Origin of the sequence: Streptomyces sp. NBC_00358 (genome assembly GCF_036099295.1) — a bacterium.
In the GTDB taxonomy this organism is placed as follows: Bacteria; Actinomycetota; Actinomycetes; order Streptomycetales; family Streptomycetaceae; genus Streptomyces.
The window spans coordinates 7,026,410-7,041,453 of sequence record NZ_CP107976.1 but is presented as its reverse complement, the minus strand read 5'-3'; the positions used below and the strand labels follow the sequence as shown (position 1 = coordinate 7,041,453).

At 71.2% G+C, this 15,044-nt stretch carries 14 protein-coding genes; 11 read left to right on the top strand and 3 right to left on the bottom strand.

Annotation, left to right across the window (positions count from 1 at the left end):
• The first annotated feature begins 137 nt into the window (after positions 1–137).
• Positions 138–1,319, top strand: a complete 1,182-nt coding sequence (locus OHT01_RS30035) for a serine hydrolase domain-containing protein (protein ID WP_328556231.1) — start codon at positions 138–140, stop codon at positions 1,317–1,319.
• A 100-nt stretch (positions 1,320–1,419) separates the two neighbouring features.
• Here the strand turns inward: OHT01_RS30035 and OHT01_RS30030 are convergent, their stop codons facing one another.
• Entirely contained in the window at positions 1,420–2,190 is a 771-nt protein-coding gene (locus OHT01_RS30030; protein WP_328556230.1) for a helix-turn-helix domain-containing protein, read from the bottom strand.
• A gap of 254 nt (positions 2,191–2,444) precedes the next feature.
• On the opposite strand from OHT01_RS30030, the gene OHT01_RS30025 reads away from it, so the two are divergent.
• From OHT01_RS30025 to OHT01_RS30010, 4 genes are all read left to right on the top strand, one after another.
• A complete protein-coding gene (locus OHT01_RS30025) occupies positions 2,445–3,113 on the top strand; it encodes a DUF4097 family beta strand repeat-containing protein (RefSeq protein WP_328551772.1) in 669 nt (222 codons plus the stop codon).
• 21 nt (positions 3,114–3,134) lie between these two features.
• Positions 3,135–4,103, top strand: a complete 969-nt coding sequence (locus tag OHT01_RS30020; protein ID WP_328556229.1) for an ATP-binding cassette domain-containing protein — start codon at positions 3,135–3,137, stop codon at positions 4,101–4,103.
• Complete coding sequence (locus tag OHT01_RS30015; protein ID WP_328556228.1) at positions 4,100–4,876, top strand: ABC transporter permease; 777 nt, start codon at positions 4,100–4,102, stop codon at positions 4,874–4,876. Before OHT01_RS30020 ends, OHT01_RS30015 begins: the two co-directional genes overlap by 4 nt.
• A gap of 181 nt (positions 4,877–5,057) precedes the next feature.
• Entirely contained in the window at positions 5,058–6,254 is a 1,197-nt protein-coding gene (locus OHT01_RS30010) for an MFS transporter (RefSeq protein ID WP_328556227.1), read from the top strand.
• A gap of 193 nt (positions 6,255–6,447) precedes the next feature.
• On the opposite strand, the gene OHT01_RS30005 is transcribed toward OHT01_RS30010, so the two are convergent.
• Positions 6,448–7,623 (bottom strand): hypothetical protein, encoded by a 1,176-nt coding sequence (locus tag OHT01_RS30005; protein ID WP_328556226.1) that lies wholly within the window; start codon positions 7,621–7,623, stop codon positions 6,448–6,450.
• Positions 7,620–8,561, bottom strand: a complete 942-nt coding sequence (locus OHT01_RS30000; protein WP_328556225.1) for a 5-dehydro-4-deoxyglucarate dehydratase — start codon at positions 8,559–8,561, stop codon at positions 7,620–7,622. Before OHT01_RS30000 ends, OHT01_RS30005 begins: the two co-directional genes overlap by 4 nt.
• A 288-nt stretch (positions 8,562–8,849) precedes the next feature.
• Between OHT01_RS30000 and OHT01_RS29995 the strand changes: the two genes are divergently transcribed.
• The 6 genes from OHT01_RS29995 to OHT01_RS29970 all read left to right on the top strand — a co-directional run bounded on the left by OHT01_RS29995 (position 8,850) and on the right by OHT01_RS29970 (position 14,973).
• Positions 8,850–9,659 carry an NAD-dependent epimerase/dehydratase family protein gene (locus tag OHT01_RS29995; protein WP_328556224.1) on the top strand — a complete coding sequence of 270 codons (810 nt, stop codon included), beginning with the start codon at positions 8,850–8,852 and terminating at the stop codon, positions 9,657–9,659.
• A gap of 277 nt (positions 9,660–9,936) precedes the next feature.
• The gene (locus OHT01_RS29990) at positions 9,937–10,707 is read left to right on the top strand and encodes a DeoR/GlpR family DNA-binding transcription regulator (protein WP_328556223.1); all 771 of its coding nucleotides are present in this window, start codon (positions 9,937–9,939) and stop codon (positions 10,705–10,707) included.
• Between the two features lie 126 nt (positions 10,708–10,833).
• Positions 10,834–12,204, top strand: coding sequence for an ABC transporter substrate-binding protein (locus OHT01_RS29985; protein WP_328556222.1), 1,371 nt, complete (start codon positions 10,834–10,836; stop codon positions 12,202–12,204).
• On the top strand, positions 12,201–13,136 hold the full coding sequence (locus OHT01_RS29980) for a carbohydrate ABC transporter permease (RefSeq protein WP_328556221.1): 936 nt from the start codon (positions 12,201–12,203) through the stop codon (positions 13,134–13,136). Before OHT01_RS29985 ends, OHT01_RS29980 begins: the two co-directional genes overlap by 4 nt.
• Positions 13,136–13,987 carry a carbohydrate ABC transporter permease gene (locus OHT01_RS29975; RefSeq protein ID WP_328556220.1) on the top strand — a complete coding sequence of 284 codons (852 nt, stop codon included), beginning with the start codon at positions 13,136–13,138 and terminating at the stop codon, positions 13,985–13,987. The genes OHT01_RS29980 and OHT01_RS29975 overlap by 1 nt, the downstream gene beginning before the upstream one ends.
• Positions 13,984–14,973: a zinc-dependent alcohol dehydrogenase family protein gene (locus OHT01_RS29970; protein ID WP_328556219.1), complete on the top strand. Its 990-nt coding sequence runs from the start codon at positions 13,984–13,986 to the stop codon at positions 14,971–14,973. The genes OHT01_RS29975 and OHT01_RS29970 overlap by 4 nt, the downstream gene beginning before the upstream one ends.
• The last annotated feature ends 71 nt before the right edge of the window (positions 14,974–15,044 follow it).

The following is a 15,044-nucleotide window of genomic DNA, read 5'->3' as shown; positions in this document are numbered from 1 at the left end:
GGATCACGCGCCGGGGCGGCCGGACGGCCCAACACCGGGCGGCGCGCTCCCCCGTATGCAGCAGCGGCGCAGGCGAGTGGATCGACCCGGGCCGAAGCTGGGCGTGCCCCGGCCCCCGCCCTACTCGGGAGAACCCCATGCCACTGCCCCGCCGCATCCGACCGCGCCCGTTCCTCGGCGTCCTGCTGGCAGCCGCGTGCCTGACGGGCGCCGTGTCCGCACCGGCCGACGCCGGATCCGGCCCCGCCACCGGCGCCCCTGACCACGACCGCGGGCTGCGCCGGCAGCTCGAAGAACTGGTGCGCAGCCCCGGCGGTCCGCCCGGCGTCATCGCCGTCCTGCGCCGCGAGGGCGGGTCCCGGGTCGTGCGCGCCGGAGTCGCCGACATCGTGAGCGGCCGTCCGGTCGCACCGGACGACCACATGCGGATCGCGAGCACGGCGAAGGCGTTCAGCGGTGCGGTGGCACTGGGCCTGGTGGACCGGGGCGCGCTCTCCCTCGACGACACGATCGGCCGCCGTCTGCCGTCACTGCCGCGGAAGTGGCACGCCGTGACACTGCGCCAGTTGCTGAACCACACCAGCGGACTGCCCGACTACACGAAGAGTCCCGAGTTCATCGAGATCCTCACCACCGATCCGCACCACCACTTCGACTCGCGCCGGCTGCTCGACTACGTGGCCGGTGACCCACTGCTGTTCCGGCCGGGATCGCGGTACCAGTACTCGAACTCCGACAACATCGCGGTCGCGCTGATGGCCGAGGCGGCGACCGGCAAGCGCTACGAGCAGTTGCTGCGAGGGCTCGTCTACCGGCCGCTCGGCCTGCGCGACACGAGCCTCCCGCAGGGCTACGAGATGCCCGAGCCGTACATGCACGGCTACGACGTCCAGCCACCGAAGGCCCCGGAGGACGTCAGCGAGGTGCTCAGCGCCTCCGGCGTGTGGGCGTCGGGCGGGATCGTCTCGACTCCGGCGGACATGACCCGCTTCATCCGCGGTTACGCGGGCGGGGCGCTGATCTCCCCGGCCACCCTGCGCGAGCAGCGGCGCTGGATCGACGGGGCCTCCGAGCCCGCGGGACCCGGCAGGAACAAGGCGGGGGCGGCGATCTTCCGGTACTCCACCCGCTGCGGAGTGGTCCTCGGCCACACCGGCAACTTCCCCGGCTACACCCAGCTCATCGCCGCCACACCCGACGGCCGGCGGTCGCTGACCTTCTCCCTCACCACCCAGGTGAACGAGGCGACCAAGCCCGAACTCCTGAAGAAACTGCGCGCGGTCGAGGAGAACTTCGTCTGCGACCTGCTGAAGAACTGAGCGAACACCGGCGGACGCCCGGATCGATGGTCGTACGGTCGGCAGACGTACAGATCGAGTCCGGGCGCCCCATGTGCAGCGCCGAGTCGTGGCGGACGGCCTATGCGCTGTCCGGCCCCGGCTCGGCCGCGCCGCCCGGAGCCACGCCGCCCGAGGCCGTGGCGGGCTTGGTGTGGAGGATCTCCCGTGCCTGTTCCGCAGCGCGGGCGAGGTTCTCGGAGACGAAGTCGAGGAAGCGGGCGATGTTCTCCAGGCGGGTGGCGGCGGGGGTGCCGGGGACGAGGATGCTGACGCCGTGCCGTGAGGTCTCGACGAGTTGGGCCGTGGAGCGGGCGCTGGCCATCATCGCCTGGTACCAGACGTCGTCGTCGACGACATAGCGTTCACGGCGGCGTTCGTCGCGTTCCCGGCGGATGAGTCCCTGGCCGTCCAGGAACGTGATCGCCTTGGAGACGGACGCCGGGCTGACCTGAAGGCGCTGGACGAGCTCGGCCGCGGTGAGGCTGCCGGAGTCCGTGAGGGTGAGGCAGGCCATCACGCGGGCCATCATCGTGGGCGCGCCCGTGGCCATGATGACCTCGGTGAACACCTCCTCGTAGGCGCGCACCGCCTCGGCGTCGCGCCCGTGCGGCTGCGGGGGCGCGTCGGCCGCCAGGGGGGTGGCCTGCCGGCGCCGGTGCGCGCGGTTCTCGGTTGCGCGGTGCGCCAGTTCGGCGCGGTAGCCGGTGGGGCCGCCGTTGCGCATCACCTCGCGCGTGACCGTCGACGTCGGCCGGTCCAGACCCCTGGCGATCTCGGCGTAGGCGAGGCCGTCGGCCAGTCCCAGCGCGATCTGCTGACGTTCCTGCTGGGTGAGTCTGCCTCCCGGCATCGCGGCCTCCTTCATGGTCCGTGTGTCCCCAGCATAGCGTTCACCGGCATTTCATTGCAACGAACGCATCGCGGCCTGTTGCATTCGCTCTCAAAATCATTGCAACGATTTCACGGCTATCACCTGCGGCTAAAGCAATCTGACGCAACAACAGCATTGCTCGGACCTCGAATGCAACGTAGCGTTTCCTTCATCGGAAAACGCGAACCGCGGAGACGGACCCACCGCGGACGCGACAGACGAAGGAGAGCACCATGCAGAAGTTCGACACCCCCGCCGCCGTCCTGGCCGTCCTCGACATCACCGCAGGACACATCCGGCTCATCGCCGCCGACCGCGCGGACACCACCGTCGAGATCCTGCCCGCCGACGCCACCAGGAGCCGCGACATCAAGACGGCCGAACAGACCGAGGTCACCTACCAGGACGGCGTCCTGCGCGTCCGCACCCCCCAGGCCAGGAACCGGCTCCTCGGCCCCTCCGGCTCCATCGAGGTCACCGTCCAGCTCCCCGCCGGCTCCCGCGTCCAGGCCACGGCCGCCGCCGCCGGACTCCGCGGCGTCGGGCGCCTCGGCGACCTCACCTTCGACGGCGCCCACGGCCAGGTCAAGCTCGACGAGGCCGACACCGTGCACCTGACCGGCCTCGACGCCGACATCACCATCGGCCGCCTGACCGGCCCCGGCGAGATCAGCACCCAGCGAGGCGACCTGACCATCACCGAAGCCGTCCGCGGCACGCTCACCCTGAGCACCCAGAAGGGCGACATCAACATCGGCGCGGCCGCCGGAGTCTCCGCCACCCTCGACGCCGGCACCACCTACGGCCGGATCGACAACACCCTCAAGAACTCCGACACCACCCCCGCCCTGGCCCTCCGGGCGACCACCACCCACGGCACCATCACCGCCCGCAGCCTCTGAACCGCGATCAAGGAGCACCCCATGACCAACCCGGCCATCTCGGCGCACGAGTTGCGCAAGTCCTACGGTGACAAGGTCGTCCTCGACGGCATCGACCTGACGGTCCCGGAGGGAACGGTCTTCTCCCTGCTCGGCCCGAACGGCGCCGGCAAGACGACCGTCGTCAAGATCCTCTCCACGCTCATCTCCCCCGGCCCCGGCTCCGGTCGGATCAGCGTCGGCGGCCACGACCTCTCCACCGAGGCCCAGGCCGCACGTGCCGCGATCGGTGTCACCGGACAGTTCTCCGCGGTCGACGGGCTGATCACCGGCGAGGAGAACATGCTCCTGATGGCGGACCTGCACCACCTCTCCAAGCACGAGGGACGACAGGTCACCGCCGAACTCCTGGAGCGCTTCGACCTCACCGAGGCCGCGAGGAAGCCCGCCTCCACCTACTCCGGCGGCATGAAACGCCGCCTGGACATCGCCATGACCCTGGTCGGCAACCCGCGGATCATCTTCCTCGACGAACCCACCACCGGCCTCGACCCCCGCTCCCGGCACACCATGTGGGGCATCATCCGCGAACTCGTCACCGGCGGCACCACCGTCCTGCTCACCACCCAGTACCTGGAGGAGGCCGACGAACTCGCCGACCGGATCGCCGTCCTGCACGACGGCAGGATCGCCGCCGAGGGCACCGCCGACGAACTCAAACGACTCGTCCCCGGCGGACACGTCCGCCTCCGCTTCACCGACCCCGCCGCCTACCGGACCGCCGCCTCCGCACTGGACGAAGCCTCCCCGCACGACGAGACCCTCACCCTTCAGGTCCCCAGCGACGGCAGCCAGCGCGCCCTGCGCTCCGTCCTCGACCGACTCGACACCGCCGGCATCGAAGCCGACGAACTCACCGTCCACACCCCCGACCTCGACGACGTCTTCTTCGCCCTGACCGGCGGCACCGTACCCAACCAGCCCAACCAGCCGAAGGAGGCTGTCCGATGAGCACCCTCTCCCTCGCCGTACGCGACTCCACCACCATGCTGCGCCGCAACCTCCTGCACGCCCGCCGCTACCCCTCCCTCACCCTGAACCTGCTGCTCACGCCTGTCATGCTCCTGCTGCTTTTCGTCTACATCTTCGGCGACACCATGAGCGGCGGCGCGGGCCGCTCCGCCTACATCGCCTACATCGTCCCGGGCATCCTGCTGATGACGATCGGCTCCACCGTGGTCGGCACCGCGGTCTCCGTCGCCACCGACATGAACGAGGGCATCATCGCCCGCTTCCGCACGATGGCGATCCACCGCGGGTCCGTGCTGTTCGGACACGTCGTCGGGAGCGTGCTTCAGGCGATCATGAGTGTGGTCCTCGTCGGCGCCGTCGGCGTCGCCATGGGATTCCGCTCGACCGATGCCACCCCTCTGGAATGGCTGGCGGCCTTCGGCCTGCTCGCGTTCTTCGCCCTGGCGTTCACCTGGATCGCGGTCGGCATGGGCATGGGCAGCCCCAACGCCGAGGCGGCCAGCAACAACGCCATGCCGCTGATCCTCCTGCCCCTGATCTCCAGCGCCTTCGTCCCGCTGCACTCGATGCCCGGCTGGTTCCAGCCGATCGCCGAGTACCAGCCCTTCACCCCCGCCATCGAGACCCTGCGCGGGCTCCTCCTCGGCACCGGGATCGGCAACAACGGGTGGATCGCCCTCGCCTGGTGCCTGGGCCTGAGCGTCCTCGGCCACCGCTGGTCCAAGGCGCAGTTCGACCGCGACCCGAAATAGCCGGCATGACCGCACGGCCCGACCCGCAGACCCGTCCCACCCCAGGGCGGCGTACCCCGGCACCCGTCGGAGTACGCCGCCCCGTTCGTGTGCGGGAAGCACGGGCCCGGCCGCCGGACCGCCCGGTCTAAGGCAGTTGTCCGATCCCCTCCGGGCCGCCTTAGAACCACGATCACCTGCCATGACATGGACAGTTACGCGGGTTCTGGCCGATCGCGACGCCGGGCTCTATCTGACCGGAACGGTCGTCTCCGGCTTCGGCACGTCGGCGATGTGGCTGGCCTCGGGCATCTGGGTCAAGGACCTGACGGGCTCGAACGGCCTGGCGGCGCTGTGCGTCTTCGCCCTCTGGGCCCCCACCCTGATCGGCCCCGTCCTCGGCACGCTCGCCGACCGGACCCGCCGCCGGCCTCTGCTCATCGGTTCGCATCTGGTGCTGGCGGCGCTCCTGCCCATCCTGTTCGCCGTGGACGAGCGGGGCCGCCTGTGGATCCTGTTCGCGGTGCTCCTGGTCTACGGCGCTCTGGGCGTCGTCCAGGACGCCGCCGAGACGGCACTGCTGGCCGGCGCGCTCGACAAGCGCCTCCTCGGTGACTTCAACGGGCTGCGCATGACGGCCAACGAGGGCATGAAACTGCTGGCGCCACTCGCCGGGGCGGGCCTCTACGCGGCGTACGGCGGTCCGCGGGTGGCGCTCCTGGACGCGGTGACGTTCGCGCTCGCGGCGGCGGTGTTCGCGCTGCTGCGCGTCCGCGAGGCCCCGCCGGTCCCCGTGCCCGCCGGGAGTCTGCGGACCCGCACCGCGCAGGGCGTCCGTCATCTCCTGCGCCACCCCGGGCTCCGGCCGCTGGTGATCGCCGGCGGTACGACCATGCTCTTCGGGGGGATCTGCGGCTCGACGGTCTACGCCGTGGCGGAGGGGCTGGGTCACTCACCCACGTACGTCGGCGTCCTGTACGTGGCACAGGGCGCCGGCTCGGTCGCCGTCGGGCTGGTGTCCGGGACGCTTCTGCGGCGGCTGGGCGAACGGCGCTTCGCCGCCTCGGGGATCGCCCTCACCGCCGTCGCGGTCGTCCTCCGGGCCGTTCCGGACGACGCGGTGGCCCTCGCGTCGAGCGCGGCCGCGGGGGTCGGGCTGCCCTGCGCGCTCATCGCCGCGTACACGGCGGTTCAGCGGCAGACCCCGGACGACCTGCTGGGGCGCGTCTCCGCCTCCCTGAACACGCTGCTGTTCGCGCCGAACGCCGTCGGGCTGGCGCTCGGGGCGGGGCTCGTCGAACTGGTCGACTACCGGGTTCTGCTGCCCGCGCTGGGGCTGATCCGGCTGGTGACCCTGGGTCCTCTGTTCCGGGTCGCCCCGGTGCCGGTCGCGGACTGAAGGCAGGACGGTGTTCGCCCCCTCCGCCCCTTCCCTCCCCCACGGTCTCGGCTGCGCTCGACCGGGGGGACCCCATCGCACCCGGGGTCCGCCCCGGACCCCGCTCCTCACATGCCGGAGGGGCTGGATCATCACGCCGGAGGGTGGATGTACACGCCGGAGGGGCTGGACATGCCCGCCCGAGGGGCCGGGGCTACAGCCCCGCCAGCACCCCCCGTACCGTTTCCAGGTCGGTGTCCGAGGCCAACCCCGCGTGATACAGCCGCAGTTCCGTCGCGCCGAGTTCGACCGCGTGCGCCGCGTCCGCCGCCAGGGTGTCCGGCCGGCCGCCCATCCCCGACACCACGGTGAAGTTGGCGGCCAGGACCCGCCCCGGCGCGCCCGCCCGCACGGCCTCCGCGAACGGGGTCAGCGGACCGGCACCCCCGGTGCAGGGCACCACCACTCCGTCGGCCACGGACAGGACGTGCCGCGGGTCGACTCCGGCGTTGGCGCCGCAGTGGTAGGACACCGGGTCGGCGTGCAGAAGGACCTGGAAGCCGGGCGGCGCGGCGGCGCGTACCGCCGAGACCGTCCGCTCCTGCAGCGACCGGGCCACCTCGTCACGCCACGCCCGGGTGAGCCCGGCGGTCCGCGCCCCGAGCAGCTTCTCGACCCCGGTCCAGCCCCCGTCCGACGGCGCCCCCCGCCACACGGGCTCCAGGGCTCCGCGTACGAACGACGCCAACTCCTCGGCGTCGAGGCCCTGTCGGTCGTATCCGTCCGCGCACGCGGCGCAGAAGCAGAGCGACATGAGGTAGTGGCCGGCGTCCCCGAGCGGGGCGCCGCCGATCTTGTCGTGGGCGTGCAGATGGGCGAGCCCGTACCAGCCGAGCGACTCCAGTTCCGTGCCGGCGGCGCCGGGCCGGACCGCGGCCTCCACCGCGAGGTCGGCCAGGTAGGCGCGCGTGGCGGGCTGGGCCGCGCAGGGGGCCCAGGGGTAGCGGTCCCCGTAGGCGTTGACGACCGAAGTCGTCGGATGTTCTTCCCCCATACGGGAGTTGTGAGCGAGCACGACCCAGGTGTGGACGTCGAGCCCGGCCCCGGCGAGCGCGGCGGCGGCCTCGCCGTACGCGTCGCCGGGCGCCCAGTCACCGGCCGGGTAGGGGCGCAGGGCGCGCCCCTGCCACCGTGCCTCGTCCACCGGGTACAGCACGGCGGCGTGCGAGGCCGTGACGATCCGGTGCCGGGGGTGGCGGGGCGTCGCCGCGCGTGTGGAGTGGTAGGCGGACGCGAGGGTCACCTGGCTCACCCCGAGCGCGGCCGTCCTGGCGGCGGCCTCCGGGTCGCCGTTGACGTCCCAGGGGTACAGGAACGCCGACGTCCTCACATGTCCTCCTCAAGGAGCGCGTACCCGCGGTCGATCAGCTGCGCGAGCTGTTTGACATGGTCCTCGGCCGGTTCGTTCAGCGGGGGCCGCACCTCGCCGACGTCCAGTCCGCGCAGCCGGACGCCCGCCTTGACGAGGGCGACCGCGTAGCCGCGTCCCAGCGCCCGCAGGTCGACGAAGGGCCGGTAGAAACCGTCCAGCAGCCGGTTCACGGTCGTGTCGTCGCCGGTGTTCAGGGCCCGGTGGAAGGCCAGCGCGATCTCGGGGGCGAAGCAGAAGACCGCCGAGGAGTAGAGCGTGATCCCCAGTCCCCGGTAGGCGAGTCCGGTCAGTTCGGCCGTCGGCAGGCCGTTGAAGTACAGGAAGTCGCCGGGCACCTCGCTCCGTACGGCGCTGACGATCCGCTGCATCAGGTCCAGGTCGCCGAGCCCGTCCTTGAACCCGATGATCCCGTCGGTGCGGGCGAGTTCGATCACGCTCCCGGGGGTGAAGACGGCGTTGTCGCGCTGGTAGACGATGACGTCCAGGGAGGTGGCGGCGGCGATCTCCCGGTAGTGCCGGAGCAGGCCCTCCTGCCCGGCCGAGACGAGATACGGCGGCATGGCGAGCAGCCCGTCCGCTCCGGCGGCCTCCGCGAGGCGCGCGTAGCGCACGGCGAGCGCGGTCCCGTATCCGGCGCCCGCGACCACCGGCACGCGTCCCGCGGTCGCCTCCACCGCCGCCCGGACGCAGGCCTCGAACTCCTCGGGCACGAGCGCGTGGAACTCGCCGGTGCCGCAGCACGCGAAGACCGCCGCGGCTCCGGCCTCGACGCCGCGCCGCACGTGCTCCCGGTAGACGTCGAGATCGACGGTGCCGTCGGGGCCGTACGCGGTGACGGGGAAGAAGAGCGGCCCGCTGGGGATGCTCAGCCGAGCGGCAAGAGGGGCTGACGTCACGGACTCTCCCTTAAAAGGTGCCCACCGAGTGCACGTTTCTGATCCACGTCCATATCTCTGAACACGCCCACGCTAAGCCGCCACCTCGGGGCCGGTCAAGCACACAAACCCGCAACACGAAGGCGGATTTCCCCCCTCCACGTGACACTTGACGTGGCGCGTCGACGCTCCTTAGCGTGTCCATGGATGTGAATGTCATACACGAATACGGCCATGCCTCAGAGCCTTCCGCCGGGTGCCCGGCGGAGCCCGCCCCGACCCGCCGGCCCGCACCGAGGAGACCCCCGCATGCCCGCTCCCCGCACCGTTCTGCTCACCGGCGCCGCCGGCGGACTCGGCACCCTGATGCGCGGGCTACTGCCGGAGTACGGCTACGAGCTGCGCCTGCTCGACGTGCTGCCCGTCGAGGGCGAGCCGGACGCGATCACCGCGGACCTCGCCGACCGGGCGGCGCTGCGCGAGGCGGTGCGGGGCGTCGACGCGATCATCCACCTCGCGGGCATCTCCCTGGAAGCCTCCTTCGACAAGATCCTCAAGGCCAACATCGAGGGAACGTACAACCTGTACGAAGCGGCGCGGGAGGAAGGCGTACGCCGGATCGTCTTCGCCTCCTCCAACCACGCGGTGGGCTTCACCCCGCGCCCGCGGGGGGACGACCCGCTGATCCCGATCGACACCCCGCGCCGCCCGGACACGTTCTACGGCCTGTCCAAGTCGTTCGGTGAGGACCTGGCCCAGTTCTACTGGGACAAGCACGGCCTGGAGACCGTCTCGGTGCGCATCGGGTCCTGCTTCCCGGAGCCCACCAGCGTGCGCATGCTCTCGGTGTGGATGAGCCCCGAGGACGGCGCCCGGCTCTTCCACGCGGCCCTGACCGCCGAGGACGTCGGCCACACGGTCGTCTACGGCTCGTCCGCCAACACCCGCCTGTGGTGGGACCTTTCGAGCGCGCGGGCCCTCGGCTACGAGCCGCGCGACGACTCCGAGCCGTACGCCGAGAAGATCATCGCCGAGCAGGGCGACCTCGACCCGGGCAACCCGGACCACGCCCACCTGGGCGGCCACTTCACGACGCACCCGCCGGTCTGGCCGTACTGACGCCACGGCGGGGACGGGCGGCGAAACGGCGGGCGGGCACCGAACGGGCCCGCCCGCTCCCGTGTTCGGGCACGGACTCTGCCCGATCCCACCTCACCACCCGCTCCGCCCCAGGTCCGCCGCGGGCGGCCACGGCACCGAACGGGCCCAGCCGGGCAGTATCGGGCCCGCAACAGGCCTGGTCCGCGACCGACGCCCGCTGTAGAACTTCCCTCAAGGGCTCCACCGGGCCCGAACGGGCACCGCGTGACGGAGCGCGAGGGAGCGGGTGACGGCCATGGCGGCGATGACGGCGGAAGAACGGCAGCGCGAGATCGTCCGGACCGCGCGCCGCACGGGCTCGGTCGACGTCACCGAACTCGCCGGCGAACTCGGCGTCGCCAAGGAGACCGTACGGCGCGATCTGCGCACCCTGGAGGACCACGGCCTGGTGCGCCGCACCCACGGCGGCGCCTATCCCGTGGAGAGCGCCGGTTTCGAGACGACACTCGCCTTCCGCACCACCAGCCATGTGCCCGAGAAGCGCCGGATCGCCGCCGCGGCGGCCGAGTTGACCGGGGACGCCGAGACCGTCTTCATCGACGAGGGCTTCACCCCGCAGCTCATCGCCGAAGCACTGCCCAGGGACCGGCCGTTGACCGTGGTCACCGCCTCCCTCGCCGCGGCCGGCGCGCTCGCCGGGGCCGGGAACACGAGCGTCCTGCTGCTCGGCGGCCGGGTCCGCCCCGGCACCCTCGCGACGGTCGACCACTGGACGACGAAGATGCTCGCCGGCTTCGTCATCGACCTCGCGTTCATCGGCGCCAACGGCATCTCCCGCGAACACGGCCTCACCACCCCCGACCCGGCGGTCAGCGAGGTCAAGGCGCAGGCGATCAGGGCCTCCCGGCGCACGGTCTTCGCCGGGGTCCACACCAAGTTCGGCGCCGTCAGCTTCTGCCGGTTCGCCGGCGTCGGCGCCCTGGAGACGATCGTCACGAGCACGCTGCTCCCGGCCTCCGAGGCACACCGCTACTCGCTCCAGGGCCCCCAGGTCATCCGCGTCTGACACCCCGGCCGACCCGAACCGCCATCTCCCCCACCCCCACCGAACCCGACGGCCCGACTCACCCACTGCGGGGCACCCTTACGCCCCGACCCACCCTTTATCCACCCATTCCTCCAGGAGTGATCCATGCGAACCCCGAGCCGACGGAGGCCGCGCGCACTGCTCGCCGCGGCCGCCGCAGGGACGCTGCTCTCCCCGCTCCTCTCCGGCTGCTGGACCGGAGCGGGCGGGACGGGCTCCGGCGGGAACTCCATCAACGTCCTGATGGTCAACAACCCGCAGATGGTCGAGCTGCAGAAACTCACCGAGGCCCACTTCACCCGGGAGACCGGCATCAAGGTGAACTTCACCGTCCTGCCGGAGAACGACGTCCGCGACAAGATCAGCCAGGACTTCGCCAACCAGGCGGGCCAGTACGACGTCGCCACGCTCTCCAACTACGAGATACCGATCTACGCCCGCAACGGCTGGCTGCACGAGATGGACTCGTACGTACGCGAGGACAGCGCCTACGACGAGCAGGACATCCTGAAGCCCATGCGGCAGTCGCTGACCGCCGCCGACGGAAAGCTCTACGGACAGCCGTTCTACGGCGAGTCGTCCTTCCTGATGTACCGCAAGGACGTGTTCGCCGCGAAGGGGCTGACCATGCCCGCGCACCCCACCTGGGAGCAGGTGGGCAGGCTGGCCGCCGCCGCCGACGGGGCCGAACCCGGCATGAAGGGCATCTGCCTGCGCGGCCTCCCCGGCTGGGGCGAACTCATGGCTCCCCTCACCACCGTGGTCAACACCTTCGGGGGCACCTGGTTCGACAAGGGCTGGAAAGCGCGCCTGAACTCACCGGAGTTCGAGAGGGCCACCCGCTTCTACGTGAACCTCGTACGCGAACACGGCGAGTCCGGTGCCGCCCAGTCCGGCTTCGCCGAGTGCCTCAACAACATGACCCAGGGCAAGACGGCCATGTGGTACGACGCCACCTCGGCCGCGGGCCTGCTGGAGGCCAAGGACTCCCCGGTCCGGGGCAAGCTCGGCTACGTCCCGGCCCCCGTCGAGAAGACCGCGTCCTCCGGCTGGCTCTACACCTGGGCCTGGGGACTCCAGAAGGCCTCGCACAACTCGGACAAGGCCTGGAAGTTCATCTCCTGGGCCTCCGGCCGACGGTACGAGCAACTGGTCGGGGACACCACGGGCTGGTCGAACGTCCCGGCGGGCAAACGCGCGTCGACGTACACGAACGCCGCCTACCGCAAGGAGGCCGGAGCCTTCCAGGAGATGACCCGCGAGGCCATCGAGGGCGCCCGGCCGCGCGACCCCGGAACACAGCCGCGCCCCGCGCCCGGCATCCAGTTCGTCGGCATCCCCGAGTTCACCGACCTCGGCACCAAGGTCTCGCAGGAGATCAGCGCGGCCATCGCCGGACGCCAGTCCGTCGACTCGGCGCTGAGCAAGTCCCAGAAACTCGCCGAGAAGATCTCCAAGGAGTACGAGGGACGATGACCGCCACGACCACGGCCCGCGTGGCCGCTCCCCCCGTACGCACCCATCGGCAGCCGTCCGCCCGGCTGCGCGCCTGGGCCACCCGCGGCCCGCTGCTCCCCGCCCTGGTCTTCATGATCGTGGTGACCCAACTGCCCTTCGTGGCAACGCTGGTGATCTCGTTCTTCGACTGGAACGCCCTCTATCCCAAGGCCCGCCGCTTCACCGGCTTCGGCAACTACTCGGACGTCCTGTCCGACGCCGGTCTGCGCCACTCCGTCTGGACGACGATCCTGCTGACCGTCACCGTCGTCCTCGTCAGCCTGGTCCTCGGCCTGGTCCTGGCCCTGCTCCTGGACCGGAGGTTCCGGGGGCGCGGCATCGTCCGCACCCTGCTGATCGCGCCCTTCCTGGTGGTCCCGGTCGCCGCGGCCCTCCTCTGGAAGCATGTGCTCTACAACCCTGAATACGGCCTGCTCAATGGGCTGTTGCACTATGTGGGCGGTCCCCAGCCCGACTGGATCTCCAACACCCCGCTGCTCGCGGTCGAAGCGTCCCTGGTCTGGCAGTGGACGCCGTTCATGATGCTGATCCTGCTCGCCGGCCTGCAGAGCCGCGACCACCAGCAGATCGAGGCGGCCCGGGTGGACGGCGCGAACGACTGGCAGGTCTTCCGCCACCTCACGCTCCCGCATCTGCGCCGCTACCTCGAACTGGGCGCCCTGCTCGGCTCGATCTACATCGTCCAGAACTTCGACGCGGTCTTCACCCTCACCTCAGGGGGCCTCGGCACCGCGAACCTGCCCTACACCGTCTACCAGAGCTTCTACCAGGCCCACGAGAACGGCCTCGCCTCGGCCGCGGGCGTCCTGGTGGTCATCGGCTCGATCGTCATCGCGACCTTCGCACTGCGCGTGGTGTCGTCCCTGTTCCGCGAGGAGGGGTCCCGCTGATGAGCACCACCGCGCCCCACGTCCGCGCGCGCCGCGCCAGGGGAACCGGCCTGGGCCTGCTGGCCTGGGTGCTGGGCATCGTCTTCTTCCTGCCCGTCGCCTGGATGGCCCTGACGTCCTTCCACTCCGAGCCGGACGCGGCGAAGAACCCGCCGTCCTTCGGCGCGGCCCTGACCCTCGACGGCTACCGGGAGTTCTTCGGCACGGGCGGCGGCGCGAGCCCCTGGCCCGCGCTCGTCAACTCCACGGTGGCGTCGGTCGTGTCCACCGTCTTCGTCCTGCTCCTCGCCCTCCCGGCCGCGTACGCGCTCTCCGTCCGCCCGGTGAAGAAGTGGACGGACGTCCTGTTCTTCTTCCTGTCGACCAAGATGCTGCCGGTGGTGGCCGGTCTGCTGCCGATCTACCTCTTCGCCAAGAACACCGGCATGCTCGACAACATCTGGCTGCTGGTCGTCCTCTACACCTCGATGAACCTGCCGATCGCGGTATGGATGATGCAGTCGTTCCTCGCCGAGGTCCCCGTCGCGGTGATCGAGGCCGCGCGGATCGACGGCGCCCGGCTGCCGACCGTCCTCACCCGCGTGGTGGCGCCCATCGCCCTGCCGGGCATCGCCGCCACCGCCCTGATCTGCTTCATCTTCAGCTGGAACGAACTGCTCTTCGCCCGGGTGCTCACGGGCGTGGTCGCGGAGACCGCCCCCGTCTTCCTGACCGGATTCATCACCAGCCAGGGCCTGTTCCTGGCGAAGGTGTGCGCCGCGTCGCTCGTGATCTCCCTGCCGGTGCTCGCCGCGGGGTTCGCCGCCCAGGACAAGCTGGTCCAGGGCCTGTCGTTGGGAGCCGTGAAATGAAGGCCGCAGTCATCGAGTCCGTCGGGCGTGCCGTCGTGGCCGAGGTCCCGGACCCGACGCCGGGCCCCCGCGAGGTCGTGGTCGAGGTCGCCGCCTGCGGCCTGTGCGGCACCGATCTGCACATCCTCCAGGGCGAGTTCGCGCCCGAACTGCCGATCGTGCCGGGGCACGAGTTCGCCGGCGAGGTGGTCGGCGTCGGCACCCGGGTCACGGAGCTCGTGGTCGGCGACCGGGTGGCCGTCGACCCGTCCCTGTACTGCCACGAGTGCCGCCACTGCCGTACGGGCCGCAACAACCTCTGCGAGCGGTGGGCCGCCATCGGTGTGACCACCGCGGGCGGCGCCGCCCAGTACGCGACCGCCCCCGTCGCGAACTGCGTGAAGCTCCCCGAACACGTCGGGACCCAGGACGCGGCCCTGATCGAACCGCTCTCCTGCGCCGTCCGCGGCTACGACGTCCTGCGGTCCCGGCTCGGTGCCCACGTCCTGATCTACGGCTCCGGGACGATGGGCCTGATGATGCTGGAGCTCGCCAAGCGCACCGGCGCGGCGAGCGTGGACGTCGTCGACGTGAACCCCGAGCGGCTGGCCACCGCCCGGCTGCTCGGCGTCTCCGGGGCGGCGGCGAACCCCGACGAACTGGACCGCCCGCGGGGCTGGGACGTGGTCGTCGACGCGACGGGGAACGCGGCCGCGATCCAGGACGGCCTGGACCGGGTGGCCAAGGCGGGCACCTTCCTCCAGTTCGGCGTGGCCGACTACGCCACCCGGGTCACCATCGACCCGTACCGCATCTACAACCAGGAGCTCACGATCACCGGCTCGATGGCCGTCCTCCACAGCTTCGAGCGTGCCGCGGAGCTCTTCGCCACGGGCGTCCTCGACCCGTCGGTCCTCATCAGCGACCGCCTCCCCCTGACGAGCTATCCCGAGGCCCTGGAACAGTTCGCGTCGGGCGTGGGCCGCAAGATCGTCGTCGTGCCCTAGAACCGAGTCCGGGTTGGCCCTGGTACCGAGTCCAGGTTGGCCCTGGTACCGAGTCCGGGTTGCGGGGGCGA

What these genes read in the sequence shown, in the direction of transcription:
- OHT01_RS30035 (WP_328556231.1), top strand. Translation starts at nt 138, where the DNA reads ATGCCACTGCCCCGCCGCATCCGACCGCGCCCGTTCCTCGGCGTCCTG.
- OHT01_RS30030 (WP_328556230.1), bottom strand. Translation starts at nt 2,190, where the DNA reads ATGCCGGGAGGCAGACTCACCCAGCAGGAACGTCAGCAGATCGCGCTG.
- OHT01_RS30025 (WP_328551772.1), top strand. Translation starts at nt 2,445, where the DNA reads ATGCAGAAGTTCGACACCCCCGCCGCCGTCCTGGCCGTCCTCGACATC.
- OHT01_RS30020 (WP_328556229.1), top strand. Translation starts at nt 3,135, where the DNA reads ATGACCAACCCGGCCATCTCGGCGCACGAGTTGCGCAAGTCCTACGGT.
- OHT01_RS30015 (WP_328556228.1), top strand. Translation starts at nt 4,100, where the DNA reads ATGAGCACCCTCTCCCTCGCCGTACGCGACTCCACCACCATGCTGCGC.
- OHT01_RS30010 (WP_328556227.1), top strand. Translation starts at nt 5,058, where the DNA reads ATGACATGGACAGTTACGCGGGTTCTGGCCGATCGCGACGCCGGGCTC.
- OHT01_RS29995 (WP_328556224.1), top strand. Translation starts at nt 8,850, where the DNA reads ATGCCCGCTCCCCGCACCGTTCTGCTCACCGGCGCCGCCGGCGGACTC.
- OHT01_RS29990 (WP_328556223.1), top strand. Translation starts at nt 9,937, where the DNA reads ATGGCGGCGATGACGGCGGAAGAACGGCAGCGCGAGATCGTCCGGACC.
- OHT01_RS29985 (WP_328556222.1), top strand. Translation starts at nt 10,834, where the DNA reads ATGCGAACCCCGAGCCGACGGAGGCCGCGCGCACTGCTCGCCGCGGCC.
- OHT01_RS29980 (WP_328556221.1), top strand. Translation starts at nt 12,201, where the DNA reads ATGACCGCCACGACCACGGCCCGCGTGGCCGCTCCCCCCGTACGCACC.
- OHT01_RS29975 (WP_328556220.1), top strand. Translation starts at nt 13,136, where the DNA reads ATGAGCACCACCGCGCCCCACGTCCGCGCGCGCCGCGCCAGGGGAACC.
- OHT01_RS29970 (WP_328556219.1), top strand. Translation starts at nt 13,984, where the DNA reads ATGAAGGCCGCAGTCATCGAGTCCGTCGGGCGTGCCGTCGTGGCCGAG.